We start from the raw sequence: 13,762 nt of genomic DNA on the forward strand, positions 1-13,762 counted from the left end.
ATGCTGCGATACATTCTCTGGCGCATCGCAGCTATGATCCCTACGTTAGTGATCATTTCAGCTCTGGTTTTTACCATCATCGAACTGCCGCCCGGCGACTACTTCGAAAGCTATGTGTCTGAACTTCGCGCCCAGGGCGAAGCCGTCGACATGCAGGAAATCGAGGAGCTACGCGTCCAGTACGGATTCGATAAGCCGCCGGTTCTGCGCTATTTCCACTGGGTTGCCGGCATGCTGCAGGGGGACTTCGGCTATTCCTTCGAGTATCAGCTTCCCGTCAGTGATGTTGTGGGTGACCGGCTATGGCTGACGGTGATGGTGTCGTTCTTCACTATCATCTTCACATGGCTGATTGCTTTCCCGATCGGTATCTATTCGGCGACGCATCAGTATAGCTGGGCGGATTATGGGCTGACACTGATCGGTCTGCTCGGCATTGCCATCCCGAACTTCATGTTCGCGCTGATCCTGATGTACTTTGCCAATATCTGGTTCGGCACCTCGATTGGACATCTCATGGACCAGAAATATCTGGCCGAACCGATGAGTTGGGCCAAGGCCTCCTCCATTCTCTCCCATCTCTGGATACCCGTGCTGATCGTCGGCACCGCAGGCACTGCGGGGATGATCCGGCGTTTGCGCGCCAACCTTCTCGACGAACTACAAAAGCAGTATGTGGTGACGGCACGCGCCAAGGGTTTGCATCCTTTCCGCACGCTGGTGAAATATCCCCTGCGCATGGCGCTCAATTTTTTCATCTCGGATATCGGTTCCATCCTGCCCGCGATTATCTCCGGCGCTGAAATCACGGCAATCGTTCTTTCGCTGGAAACGACAGGGCCAATGCTCTTAAAGGCCTTGCAGAGTCAGGACATGTATCTTGCAGGTTCGTTCCTGATGTTTCTAGCAACGTTGACGGTAATAGGCGTCTTGATCTCCGATATCGCGCTCGCCTTTCTTGATCCGCGTATCAGATTGCAGGGCGGGAGCACAAAGTGACATCATCACCCCTTCCCGAACCGGGCTCGCCCTTGCCTCATTTTGTCTCGACAGCGCCTTTCGATCCGCATTCGGTTGATGTCATGACCGAAGAGCAGAACCGCTTCTATCGGGCATCGCAGCTGCAACTGATGTGGTGGAAATTCAAAAAGCACAAGCTGGCGCTGGCCTCCGCCATCTTTCTCGGCGCGCTCTACGTAATGATTGTCTTCGTCGAATTCCTCGCGCCTTACAATCTTCATACACGCAATGTCGATTTCATCTATGCACCGCCGCAGACGGTCCGCCTTTTTGACAACGGCAATTTCATCGGGCCGTTCGTCTATGGCCGCAAGATGACGCTCGATATGGACACGCTACGACGGGTCTATGTGGATCAGAAAGACCAGATCGAACCGCTGCGTTTTTTCTGCTCGGGCGATCCCTATAAATTCTGGGGCATATTCTCGACAGATTTACATCTGGTCTGCCCCGCAAAGGGCGGCGAGCTGTTCCTTCTCGGCGCGGACCGACTCGGGCGAGACGTGTTGTCCCGCATCCTTTATGGCGCTCGAATCTCGCTGACAATCGGGCTAATCGGCATTGTCATCAGCTTTACCCTGGGAATTGTTATCGGTGGCCTTGCCGGTTACCATGGCGGTGTTTTCGACCTCATCGTCCAGCGAATCATAGAGGTGCTGCAGTCTATTCCAAGCATTCCACTGTGGATGGCGCTTGCTGCCATCATGCCGATTACATGGAGCCCGATGCTGATTTACCTCGGTATTACTGCCATCCTTGGACTGCTTGACTGGACTGGGCTGGCGCGCGCTGTGCGTTCCAAGTTGCTTTCACTTCGCGAGGAAGATTATGTGCTCGCAGCCCAGTTGATGGGCGCAAAGAGCCCCCGCATTATCAGACGACACCTCATTCCTGGCTTCATGTCGCACCTGATCGCGACTGCAACCATGTCTATTCCCGGTATGATCCTGGGTGAAACCGCACTGAGCTTCCTCGGACTGGGGTTACGGGCACCAATAACCAGTTGGGGCATCCTTCTGACGGAAGCTCGAAGTGTCAGCGTCATCGTCTTCTATCCTTGGCTGCTGTTTCCGATCATTCCTGTCATTCTGGTTGTTCTGGCCTTCAATTTTCTAGGTGACGGTCTTCGCGATGTCGCTGATCCGTATAGTTGAGATGGAAGTTCGCATGCTGAAAAATTTCCCATATCACGGGTTGCGCCACCACGTTGGGGCGGGGTTCACATCATGACGCGCCGCCTGGAGCATGTCCGCATCCTGATGTATAGCCATGACACGTTTGGGTTGGGCCATTTGCGACGCTGCCGAACGATCGCCCATTCGCTAGTCGAGGACTATCGCGGTCTCAATATCATGATTATATCGGGCGCCACGATTGCCGGTGCCTTTGACTATCGCGCGCGTGTCGATTTCGTCAAAATTCCAAGCGTGATCAAGCTGCGCAATGGCGAGTACCAATCGATGGAACGGCACACTGATCTTCATGACACGCTGAAGATGCGCCGATCAATTATCCGCCATACGGCCGAAACGTTCCAGCCCGATATCTTTATCGTGGATAAAGAACCGATGGGTATGAAGGGTGAAGTCGAGGAGACGCTCACCTATCTCAAGACCCGTGACACGAGGCTGATCCTGGGCCTGCGCGAGGTCATGGATGCGCCGCATTTGCTTGATGCCGAGTGGCGGCGTGAAAACGTGATGGACAAGATCGACAGGTTCTATGACGCGGTGTGGGTCTATGGACCGCCGGATTTCTACGATCCGCTCGTTAGTCTCGACGTCCCCAAGAGTGTCCGCGACAAGATGAATTTCGTCGGTTTTCTGCAGCGCAGTGTTTCCGATCAGAAAGTCCCTGACCATCGCCCCAAGGGCGACTATATTCTTGTCACCACTGGCGGAGGCGGTGATGGCGCCGATCTCGTCAACGACGTCGTGCGGGCCTACCAGCACGATCATACGCTCCAGCACAAGGCACTGATCGTACTCGGACCTTACATGCCCGCTAAGAAGCGCCGGAAGATGATAAGCAAGAGCAAAGCGATCCCGCATATCGAGGTCATCGAGTTTGATAACAGGATGGAAGAACTGGTGGCGGGCGCGAAGGCCGTCGTTGCCATGGGCGGCTACAACACCTATTGCGAGATCCTCTCCTTCGACAAGCCGGCATTGATCGTTCCACGCATCCTTCCGCGGGAGGAACAGTTGATCCGAGCCCGGCGCGCCGCAGAACTCGGGCTTATCGACATGCTGCTTCCCAGCGAATCCGAAGACCCCGTCCGCATGGCTGCTGCACTCAAAGCCTTGCCCAGCCGACCAGCACCCTCGAAGAGTGCGCCCAAAGGTTTCAGGCTGGAAGGTTTACCGCATATCTCGCAAATTGTCGGGGATCTGATGGATCGACGTCAGCCGAACTACCTTTCGCTCGTCAAGGGATAATCAGTTGTCATATCGCCGGAAAATTGTGGTGGTGCTGAAGGGATATCCGCGCCTGTCCGAAACATTCATTGCTCAGGAATTGCTTGGGTTGGAGCAATCGGGCTTTGACCTGGTTCTCGTGGCTTTGCGGCGGCCGACGGATAACAAAACACATCCGGTGCACGATGAAATCCGCGCGCCAGTACATTACCTGCCTGAATATCTCCGCGAGGAACCGCGCCGTGTTCTCTCGGCACTAATCGCCTGTATGCCGCGCCCCGGCTTCTGGCGTGGTTTGACGACTGCCCTCAAGGACTTTTGGAAGGACCCCACACGCAATCGTGTCAGGCGTTTCGGACAGGCCGCAGTTCTTGCTGCGGAATGGCCGGATGGTGCGGAATGGATTCACGCGCATTTTATCCACACGCCCGCATCCGTTGCCGCCTATGCCAGCCAGATCACCGGTATTGGATGGACATGCTCCGCTCACGCCAAGGACATCTGGACTTCGCCAGACTGGGAACTGCAGGGTAAGCTCGCAAACACGCGGTGGACGGTGACCTGCACGCATTCAGGCTTCGATCATCTACGTCAGCTTGGAGGCCCCACGTCCAACGTGCATCTAAGCTATCACGGACTCGATCTTGCCCGGTTCGGGCCTTTCGAGGGAAGCCGTTCGCTACGCAACGGCGCCGACTCCGATGATCCCGTCAGAATCCTGAGCGTCGGTCGGGCCGTCGAGAAAAAGGGTTATGACATCGTGCTGAGAGCACTCAGCCTGCTGCCCAAAGACCTCCACTGGCGGTTCGAGCACATCGGTGATGGCAACAGGATCGCCAGTCTGAAAGCGCTTGCGAGCGAGCTGGGGATTGCCGACAAAATTCTCTGGAAGGGTGCGCTCGACCAAAAGGAAGTGCTTGCCGGTTATCAAGCCGCGGATATTTTCGTACTCGCCTGCCGGATCACGACAGATGGCGACAGGGATGGCTTGCCCAACGTATTGGTGGAAGCTTCGAGCCAAGGCTTGATCTCGGTCTCTACCAACATCTCCGGTGTACCGGAACTATTGGTGGACGGGGAAAATAGCCTGCTCGTTGCGCCAGAGGACCCGGAGGCGTTGGCGATTGCCATGGAAACGGCGATCCGCGATGCGGATATCCGCCATCGCCTGGGACGCGCCGCCGAAAGGCGGGTGCGAACGGAGTTCAACTTCCACAACAGCATCCATCAATTGAAATCGTTGTTCGAAACGGAATGGCAGCGAAGCAAATGAAGCAATCGACGGTAAGTCCGCGAGTGTTGTTTTACGTCCAGCATCTGCTCGGTATCGGTCATCTTGCGCGCGCCAGCCGCATCGCCCGTGCGCTGGCGCAAGGTGGTTTCGACGTCACAGTGATCACCGGCGGCATGCCTGTCCCCGGATTTCCGGGACCAGAAGTCAAATATATGGCGCTTCCGGCGATCGCTTCCGACGATGCAGTCTTTTCCGGTCTTGCCGACGCCTTCGGCAATCCGCTGACCGATGAATTCAAGGCGGAACGCCGCGGCAAACTGCTTGCCAAATTTCGCGATGTCAGGCCCGATATCGTCATCATCGAGGCGTTTCCCTTTGGACGCCGTCAGGTTCGTTTCGAACTAATCCCCCTGCTCGATGAAATCAGCGGCATGACGCCGAGGCCATTGGTGCTGACCTCATTGCGCGACATCCTGCAGGAGCGCGCCAAGCCCGATCGCGACGAGGAAAGTGTCGCCACGGTGCAGCGCTATTTCGATCACGTGCTGGTTCATGGCGATCCACAGTTTGCTCGTCTGGAGGAGAGCTTTCCATTGCACACAGATATTGCCGACAAGGTTATCTATACCGGCCTTGTCGCCGCACCACCGCCCTTGCCACCATCGGAAACCTTCGATATCGTGGTATCGGCTGGTGGTGGGGCTGTGGGCGCGTTGTTGATCCGCGCAGCGCTTGAGGCAGCGAAGCGCCTGTCGCAGGGCCTTTCCTGGTGCATCGTCACCGGTCCAAATCTGCAGCAAACGGATTTTGACGAAATCGCTGCCAAAGCACCAGACAATGCCCGCATCTTCCGCTTTCTGCAGAATTTTCCGAGTCTGTTGCTCGGTGCTCGCCTGTCTGTCTCACAGGCCGGATACAATACGGTCTGCGATATCCTTCGTGCAGGTTGCAGATCGTTGCTCATTCCGTTCACAGCGGGCGGCGAGACCGAGCAGACTGCACGCGCACGCCATCTGGAAAAGCTCGGCCTCGCATCAGTTCTCACGGAAGACGAGCTATCAGCGGCTAATATGACCGATGCTATAGACAAGGCCCTTACAGCGCCCCGTTTGCCTGCTCACAATCTTGATCTAGATGGTGCACGTCGTACGGCAGAGATTCTGAATGGACTTCTGACCGCGCGCTAGACAGTACCGATCAACATGTATCTTGTATACTTTTTCATGGGCAGCGCACCGGCGAACGCGGTCATTGTTAGCGAAACCTGGTCAATGAATTCGTTCAGCGATGCGACACAATTCACATGTGTCGGCTCGCTAAAATAGTCGTTTGATTGCAGGAGAACGCGGGTTCCCTCGGGGAGAAGCGACAGCCAGGCGGGCAAATCGGCGATGTGTTCGCAACTGGTGTTAACAATCAGATCGGCCCCGAGCCCCGGATAGGCAAGCTCATACATATCGGCAGTCAATGCCCGAAACCGATGTTTCCACGCGCTGTTCAGGGTTTCAGCGACGGCGCCGACTTCGGGATCGATATCAAAACTATCTATTGCTTCAATATCAAAACGCTGATCTTCGAAAAACATTGCGGCCAGAACGCCATACCAACCACCAAGTATAGCGATGCGGTTGAATTTTCCACCGAAGGTTTCAAATAGCGATTGCCGCGCCCATATCTTGCAGGTCACCTGCTTGTGGTTGAAGGCATTGCCGAGGTCCGCCTCAGGGTGGCGGATAATGGCCCGCGACAAACCCTTGATCAGCGGGCTTGACGTGTATGCGGCGGCACCACGCAAAATGTCAAATGCGTTTTCATGCCAATCGATGGTCGCCGCGTTCGCGTGGAGGATATCCGTCATGGATATGTTGTAGGCTAGACCTTTATGGACTGCAAGCAATGCAAATAAATCCTGCTACCACGCCTTAACAACTCCACGTAGGAATACGCGGTCATGCTGGGTGTATGTCGCCTGTTGTAAGATCGATGGCAAAGTTTCGTGACGACAAACCGGAAATGAAACGGTCAAACATCCGGAAAAGTCTGCCGACGGCTTCTTGTACCGATCCAGATGTCATTGCATCGATACGGCGAGCATACATGCCCGATACCCACTTGTAAGCTGCTAGGCGTTGCTCGGATATGACATCCAGTCCCAGGTCACTACCCATCCGGACGCGATACCAGTCGCCCAGAAAAGTCATTGCTCCAATCCGTGAAAGCGAGGCTGGATCAAGTCCATACCCCACGGCGGAGACGGTCAGTTGGTGCTGAATATTATTATCGGCAATCGCAGCTTTAAGATTGGCAAGTGTGTCGGCGGAGACCGGCCGCTCCACCAGCGCCAGAGCCGCCAAATCCAGTAATCCAAGGCTTCTCACTACTTCCGCAAGCTCCTCCGGCCACTCCCGTCGCAAAAATCGCCTGCCGATAAGATGCGCGAGGTGATTGGACAGGAACTCTCCGTAGTTGGCAGCATTGAGCAATTCGCCGGGGTCGATCTCGTCCCTTTTAACTTCGGCTGCATATTGACAGAGGATGTCAACGTCGAGTGCCATATCATCAATGCTTATCGTCTCAATATCTAGCTTGTTGGGCTGGATGCGGAGGATTTTGTAGGCACCAGGGAACGCGACCAGCGAAGGCACAGCAACATTGAACAGAAAGCCGTTGGCATTCTGATGGCGGGCAGTATCGTTGACGTGGAGATGCCCGCTGAAATGCAGGCGGACACCAGCATTGATCAAGGCATCGCCAACGTCCGGTTCCGGGATGCGTGCCGAGAGGCTCGTTTCCCCAAGAACGGCAAGTTCGTCGTTACGAGTACCGTCCAGCGGATCAAGCACCGGGTAGTGGGAAAATGCGATGACCGTCTTTCCAAGGTTCCGGGCTCGATCAGTGACTGATCTCATCCAATCCAGAATGAAGCGCTTGTGGATCAGCATGGCGTTCCAGCCCGCGTCGGTGCTATCGATGAACGCCTCCTCATCATTGCCGGTTTCTCCCTCCACCGGCGCAAACACGTTGGCGTCGATCATCAGCATCCAGACATCATCGAAAGGCTCAACGAGATAGCAGGCATCCATCAGCCTGCGAACTGTCAAGCCACCAGGCGAACAAATTTCGAACTCTCTTGCCGTTGGATGATCCTCGATGCCGAAGGGGGTCTCCCAATGCAGATATTGTGGTTTCCGAAAAAATCCGACGTCGCCCAGTGACTGAAGACCCTGTGGGTAACCCGCGCAATACAGGCTCTCGCTGACGATAACAGTAGCGTCGTCGGGGGCGGACCTGCGCGCCGGATTGCTGGTCACCAGATCATGGCCACCGGAAGCGTTCAGAAAACGTTTCGACCGATGCCTCCCGCCGGGGCCAAAAATATCGTGATTGCCGGGCACCGCATAAAACTGCATCCCGAAGCGCATTGCGTAATCGTCGAGAATATTCCGCAAGCCCGTCATCGTCGCCGCCTGGCCGTCATCCGAGTAGTCACCCAGAAGGACAACGTGGCGGGTTGCCCGCGCAGCTATATCGTCCAGCGCGTACTGTAAAGCCGCGAAGCTCTCGTTGAACACGCGCGTCGAACGCACGGTGTTGCCAAAGGGGCGCAAGGCCAGCGTCCGGTCGTTCACAGTTACCCTGCCAGTACCGTAGTCACCGAAAATATCGTGGAAATGTGCGTCGGCAATCACGGCAATCGACGGGGGCTCAGATGCCATCCTTTAGAGGTCTCCTTTTCAACTTTTCACGCTTCATACCGCCGACAATAGTACTAGTATTTAGTAGTAACGTAGATTCGGTGTTCGCATATGCTTCGCCGCGTGGCTAACATGCCATGATTGCGGCTAAACCGGAAACGGTCGGACAAACGCTGATTTTCTTGTTGAAAGGCCAACGTGCTTACGGAGTTGCAATCTTCGAAATTGCACGACGGTGGAAGGAAGAGGGACACAGTGTTTCGGGTACATTTTTGGGGAATACGGGGTAGCCTCCCGGTTTCGGGGCCGGATTTCCACCGATACGGTGGCAATACTGTCTGCATCGAGATGCAATGCGGTGAACACAGATTGTTGTTCGATGCCGGATCCGGTCTACTGCCCGCCGGGAAATCGTTGCTCGCCGAAAATATTTCCAACTTCAACCTGTTCTTTTCGCACTGTCATTACGACCACATTATAGGCCTGCCCTACTTCGCGCCACTTTTTGATGCCAACTCCACGGTGGAGCTCTGGTCGGGGCATATGCAAGGGAAGATGACCACGAGGCAGATTGTCTCGGAATTTATCCACCCCCCTTGGTTTCCCATTGAAATAGACGCCTGTCCCGCAAAAATGATCTGCAGGGATTTTTTACCCGGCGACATTCTGAAACCCCATCCGGGTGTTGAGATTATGACCAGAAGTCTCAATCATCCCAACGGTGCGATCGGCTATCGGGTACAATGGGGCGGACGTTCCGTAGCGCTGATCACCGATACCGAGCATGAACCCGGGGTTCTTGATCCTGCCGTACTGGAACTGATCCAAGGCGTGAACCTTTTCCTCTACGACACTACCTATACTGACGAGGAAATGCCGCTGCGCGCTGGTTACGGACACTCTTCTTGGCAACACGCCATCCGGCTCGCTAGGACAGCGGGCGCAAAGAACGTTGCATTCATCCATCATTCGCCGCTGCGCACAGACGCCGAGATCGAAGCGATCGATCGACTAGCCGCGAGCCAGTTTGCTGGCGCCTTCTCGGCTCGAGAAGGGCAAATATTCGACCTCAACGCTTAAACTTGAATAAGGATATGTGGTAGCGATGTCCAGCGGCTAGCGGGATGAGATGCTGTACGATCAAATAATGTGTCAAGAAAATGCCACGCGGTTTCGTCGTGAACCAGATGATGGGTCAGAAAGCCCATGCTCCCGCCACCGTTGAACATCACTTGCAGACGATGGACGATATCGTCAATCAGCGCTATGTGATCACGCCCCCCCCGCGTTCCATGCCAATCTATCAGATCGACATGGGTGTTGATCATCGGCAGCGTACCGACCTTTTCCGTTCCGAAAACAGAAAGAGCCTGGAACCCAAGACCGGCGAGCAGCTCCACCAACGGCGGCGCAATGCGGTTCCAAGGTGGCACCAAAACAGGGGAGAAACGGCCAGTGTGGAGCGCCTGAAGACGGTTTAAACCAGCTTCCAGTTCCGCGGTGACCACTTTAATTGGCCTGTGCTCGCCCAGTTCCTGCTTCTTCTCACCCTCGCCTGCAAAATTGGTATGTGACCAGCCGTGGACCACCACCGTCGCCAGCGGCCAGTTGCTGAGGTACTCTGCAAGCGACTGTCCAGTACTTTCGGGGATCACGGCAAGCGCCATGGGAACGGAATGGCGTTCGCTCAGGTCAAGCAGTTGTGTTAACGCCGGTTTGGGCGAGACGGCATCATCATCACGCAGCCAGAAATCTGCCGCCTTGCCAGCTTTATACCATCGATCTAATTCGCGGTGAAGCGGCTCCCAGATGTCAGTCGCCATTACACGATGCCCACATACTGATTGAGGATATCGTCAAGTCGTAGGGACGCCACTTCCAACGACCGCTCGTCTCGCACGAACTGCCGAGCCGCAAAGGCCATATCGTTGCGGGTCTGGACATTCAGCAGGGCCGAGCGTATCGCTTGAGCATATGCTACCATGTCACCCGGTGGCGTGAGAACACCGGTACGCCCGTTGATCACGACTTCCGGTACTCCGGCAATAGCCTGAGCGACGACTGGCAGGCCGGCCGCCTGTGCTTCCAGATAGGCCAGCCCATAAGCCTCGCCGCATCCCGGCCATACGTAAAGAGCGCTTTGCGTGAACAATGAAGCGATTTCAGACGCCCCCATTTCCCCGTGCCACTGGATTCTTTCCGGCGAAAAGCTGGCAAACAAGGCCTCGACTTCTGTACGACAAGCACCATCGCCGACAATGGAGAGTGACCACGAAATATCATCAAGCAGAGCCAGTGCTCCCGCCAGCATCCGATAGCTGTCCATTTTGTCCCCGCTGCGCATCATTGCCACCGTTATCAGCCTGTCGGGCCTGGATTGGGACGCAACCTCCTTAAACACAGCGCAATCGATGAAGGGTGCCAGCATTGCGACGCGGGCGCGGGGAACCGCCTCCTGCAATCCCCTCCGGTCGCGGTCTGTTAGGCAGATATTGACTGCGGCTTGTTCCAAAGTTTTCAGCAAGCGCTGTTGTACCTCTGCCCAGAGTCCCGTATTGCGCCTGTGTGAGTACGATGCCTCTGCTGTTACATAAGGGATGTCGAACGACGCTGAAAGCTTCGGTCCGAGCAAATCAGGAGCCTTGTAGTAGGGATGATATGTCAGCCACAAATCCGGCACGGTTTGCCGCCGCCAAAGTGCTGAAATTCGTGTAATCTCTCGTTCAGCCTGCATCTCCAGTGCGGCGAATGCTTCGTCCGAGGGAGTTTTCATGAAGCTGCGGAATTCCGATACGACTTCCACCTCATGGTCGGCACACCCCAGTGCCGCAATCAACAGCCTCGCCATCAGCCGATCTCCGGAAGGAACCGGATGGCGCGGCGACTTCAACGGAGAAAAGAAAGCGATCTTCATCGTCTGATCAATTGGGCCATGGCACCCCGATCAATTAGGGCACGGCATGCCGAAATCCACTTGAACTTGAACCGATTTTTCATGGCGTGCTGACCAAAACTGCAAAACAATAACTAATGTGTTTAAGTGGCCAAATAAGTACGTGTCAATCAGGCGGCGGGTTACTATCGAGGTTTTTGACAGACGTTATCTTCACAAGACCCTAAACGCTGCAGATGTTCTCCTCCGCTCAATGAAATTGCCAACAAATCATTTTGGTTCGTCAAGGGCCAGACAATCTTTGCTCGTCATATGCGACCCTCAGGTTTGAGTTTTGATTGCCAGTCAAGAAACCTCACATTTCGAGCTGACATCCACAACGGCGGTAAAATTGTCCGTCGGCTTATTTGAATGGGTGTCTGAAGGCTCTCCGTCCTCATTTCCGAGGCATGGTCTTGACGAAATCAATGAAGGCACGCAGCGGAGATGGCACGAGGCGACGGCCCGGATAGTAGAGAAACGGTCCCGAAAAGCGCAGCCACCAGTCTTCCATTATCGGCAAAAGTGCTTTGCTTTGGAAGTGTGGTTTCAGCCAGTCTTCAAACAGATACATAATTCCAAGGCCTTCTTTTGCGGCTTCGATGCCAAGATCGGTGGCACCGCCGGACTGCACGATAAGGCCGCCGGACGGCTCAATCGTAATCATATTGCCGTTATACTCGAACTCCCAAGGAGGGATGGCGCGACCCGAAAAGCGACCCCGGATGCAGTCATGCGAAAGCAGGTCACGCGGAGTTTTCGGTGTACCTCTTACGGCTAGATAGGCGGGCGAGGCTGCAAGCGCAAAGCGCTGCTCGCGAGGGCCAATGGGCACAGCAATCATATCTTGCTCAAGCCGCTCGTCATATCGAATGCCAGCATCACAACCGCATTCTATGATGTCGACGAAGTTTTCATCTGTGATAATCTCTAGGCGTATATCCGGATACGCAGCTAGAAAGGGTGGCACCACGCGCGGCAACACAAGTCGGGCCGCACTTGCGGGAACATTGAGCTTCAAAGAACCTGCTGGTCGGTCGCGATTGCTTGTCGCCTGATCAAGCGCTGAAGCGATCTCGGAAAAAGCGGGCCCCAACCGTTCCATCAGTAGTCGGCCAGCTTCTGTTGGCCGTACGCTGCGAGTCGTGCGGTTGAGAAGCCGTATCCCAAGGCCGGCCTCTAGACGCTTGACAGCGTCACTCAAAGACGAAGAACTCGTGCCGCTTATGCGCGAGGCCTCGCGAAAGCCTCTCGCGCGCGCGACAAGTAGGAAAGCCTCTACATCTACCATCTGCCGCATTCCACTCTCCTGGTTATCGGCTACTGTCCGTCAGCGCGGACAGCACGTACGAATATTAGCTGATTGTAGGCTCTATGTCAGAAGCTTACGTTGAAACTTGAAAAAGGAACCAACACCATGACGGGCAGCAAACAATCCGATAATTTTACCCTCGGCGGACGCTCTGTATATCGATTAGGTTACGGCGCGATGCAGCTTGCAGGCAAGGGCGTGTTCGGCCCTCCGCGCGATCGCGCAGAAGCCATTGCCGTTCTGCGGGAGGCTATCGAGAGAGGTGTCAATCATATCGACACCAGCGACTTTTATGGCCCGCATGTCACAAACCAGATCATTCGTGAAGCTCTGCACCCTTACAGCAGAGATCTTGTGATCGTCACAAAAGTAGGTGCCGCACGCGGCCCGGACGCTTCGTGGAGACCCGCTTTCTCGCGTGACGAAGTCACGCAGGCGGTCAATGACAATCTTCGCAATCTTGGCCTAGATGTTCTGGAGATAGTCAACCTGCGCGTCATGTTCGACGTACATGGTCCGGCTGAAGGTTCGCTCGATGAGCCACTCCAAGTTCTGGCAGACCTGAAGCGGCAAGGTTTGATCCGAAATATAGGCCTGTCAAACGTCACGGCAAAGCAAATAGAAGATGGAAAAAGGATAACCGCAATCACCTGCGTTCAGAACCAGTACAATCTGGTTCACCGCAAAGACGATGGTTTGATCGAAAAGCTTGCAGTAGAAGGAATAGCATATGTTCCATTCTTTCCGCTCGGAGGCTTTTCACCACTTCAATCTTCTACCTTGTCACACGTTGCGGATAGGCTCGGAGCGACGCCAATGCAAGTGGCACTTTCCTGGCTACTGAGGCGTTCACCCAATATTCTCCTGATCCCTGGTACGTCATCAAGGCTTCATCTCAGAGAGAACCTTGCGGCTCAAAAAATTGAACTGCCAGAAGATGCCCTTTTGGAACTGGAGACATTGACGGCGCGCCAATAGTACCTCACGTACCGGACGGCAGAGAGTGAAGGCCAGCCACAGCGAACTGCTGTCGCACATCCATTTGATTAGGAACCCAATATGCTAGCTATTCAGCCGCTACCGACGATGGTATGATTCGCTATCCCGGTGTGCCGAGGTGCTCATCAGTCGAGCGGGTCCAATTTGGTCTGC

Annotated in this window: 12 protein-coding genes; 7 read left to right on the forward strand and 5 right to left on the reverse strand. The window is 55.0% G+C overall.

Annotation, left to right across the window (positions count from 1 at the left end; all coding sequences use genetic code 11):
- From CQZ93_RS24435 to CQZ93_RS24455, 5 genes are all read left to right on the forward strand, one after another.
- Window positions 1-999: an ABC transporter permease gene (locus CQZ93_RS24435; RefSeq protein ID WP_105545077.1), complete on the forward strand. Its 999-nt coding sequence runs from the start codon at window positions 1-3 to the stop codon at window positions 997-999.
- Window positions 996-2,174: an ABC transporter permease gene (locus tag CQZ93_RS24440; protein ID WP_105545078.1), complete on the forward strand. Its 1,179-nt coding sequence runs from the start codon at window positions 996-998 to the stop codon at window positions 2,172-2,174. Before CQZ93_RS24435 ends, CQZ93_RS24440 begins: the two co-directional genes overlap by 4 nt.
- A gap of 72 nt (window positions 2,175-2,246) precedes the next feature.
- Window positions 2,247-3,458, forward strand: coding sequence for a glycosyltransferase family protein (locus CQZ93_RS24445; protein WP_105545079.1), 1,212 nt, complete (start codon window positions 2,247-2,249; stop codon window positions 3,456-3,458).
- 4 nt (window positions 3,459-3,462) lie between these two features.
- A complete protein-coding gene (locus tag CQZ93_RS24450) occupies window positions 3,463-4,710 on the forward strand; it encodes a glycosyltransferase (protein ID WP_105545080.1) in 1,248 nt (415 codons plus the stop codon).
- Complete coding sequence (locus tag CQZ93_RS24455) at window positions 4,707-5,858, forward strand: glycosyltransferase family protein (protein ID WP_105545300.1); 1,152 nt, start codon at window positions 4,707-4,709, stop codon at window positions 5,856-5,858. The genes CQZ93_RS24450 and CQZ93_RS24455 overlap by 4 nt, the downstream gene beginning before the upstream one ends.
- Here CQZ93_RS24455 and CQZ93_RS24460 read toward each other — a convergent pair.
- The gene (locus CQZ93_RS24460) at window positions 5,855-6,529 is read right to left on the reverse strand and encodes a class I SAM-dependent methyltransferase (protein ID WP_105545081.1); all 675 of its coding nucleotides are present in this window, start codon (window positions 6,527-6,529) and stop codon (window positions 5,855-5,857) included. The two genes, CQZ93_RS24455 and CQZ93_RS24460, sit on opposite strands and share 4 nt — an antisense overlap.
- 91 nt (window positions 6,530-6,620) lie before the next feature.
- The gene (locus tag CQZ93_RS24465; protein WP_105545082.1) at window positions 6,621-8,387 is read right to left on the reverse strand and encodes a metallophosphoesterase family protein; all 1,767 of its coding nucleotides are present in this window, start codon (window positions 8,385-8,387) and stop codon (window positions 6,621-6,623) included.
- Between the two features lie 348 nt (window positions 8,388-8,735).
- Here CQZ93_RS24465 and CQZ93_RS24470 point away from each other — a divergent pair, with 348 nt between their 5' ends.
- On the forward strand, window positions 8,736-9,446 hold the full coding sequence (locus CQZ93_RS24470; protein WP_286154255.1) for an MBL fold metallo-hydrolase: 711 nt from the start codon (window positions 8,736-8,738) through the stop codon (window positions 9,444-9,446).
- Here the strand turns inward: CQZ93_RS24470 and CQZ93_RS24475 are convergent.
- The 3 genes from CQZ93_RS24475 to CQZ93_RS24485 form a co-directional block, all read right to left on the reverse strand.
- Window positions 9,443-10,189, reverse strand: a complete 747-nt coding sequence (locus CQZ93_RS24475) for a polysaccharide deacetylase family protein (protein WP_105545083.1) — start codon at window positions 10,187-10,189, stop codon at window positions 9,443-9,445. The two genes, CQZ93_RS24470 and CQZ93_RS24475, sit on opposite strands and share 4 nt — an antisense overlap.
- The gene (locus tag CQZ93_RS24480; protein ID WP_105545084.1) at window positions 10,189-11,280 is read right to left on the reverse strand and encodes a glycosyltransferase family 4 protein; all 1,092 of its coding nucleotides are present in this window, start codon (window positions 11,278-11,280) and stop codon (window positions 10,189-10,191) included. Before CQZ93_RS24480 ends, CQZ93_RS24475 begins: the two co-directional genes overlap by 1 nt.
- Before the next feature lie 415 nt (window positions 11,281-11,695).
- Window positions 11,696-12,589 carry a LysR family transcriptional regulator gene (locus CQZ93_RS24485; protein ID WP_422616117.1) on the reverse strand — a complete coding sequence of 298 codons (894 nt, stop codon included), beginning with the start codon at window positions 12,587-12,589 and terminating at the stop codon, window positions 11,696-11,698.
- Window positions 12,590-12,715: 126 nt separating this feature from the next.
- Here CQZ93_RS24485 and CQZ93_RS24490 point away from each other — a divergent pair, with 126 nt between their 5' ends.
- Window positions 12,716-13,588, forward strand: a complete 873-nt coding sequence (locus CQZ93_RS24490; protein WP_105545086.1) for an aldo/keto reductase family oxidoreductase — start codon at window positions 12,716-12,718, stop codon at window positions 13,586-13,588.
- The last annotated feature ends 174 nt before the right edge of the window (window positions 13,589-13,762 follow it).

Origin of the sequence: Ochrobactrum vermis (assembly GCF_002975205.1) — a bacterium.
Taxonomy (GTDB): Bacteria; Pseudomonadota; Alphaproteobacteria; order Rhizobiales; family Rhizobiaceae; genus Brucella; species Brucella vermis.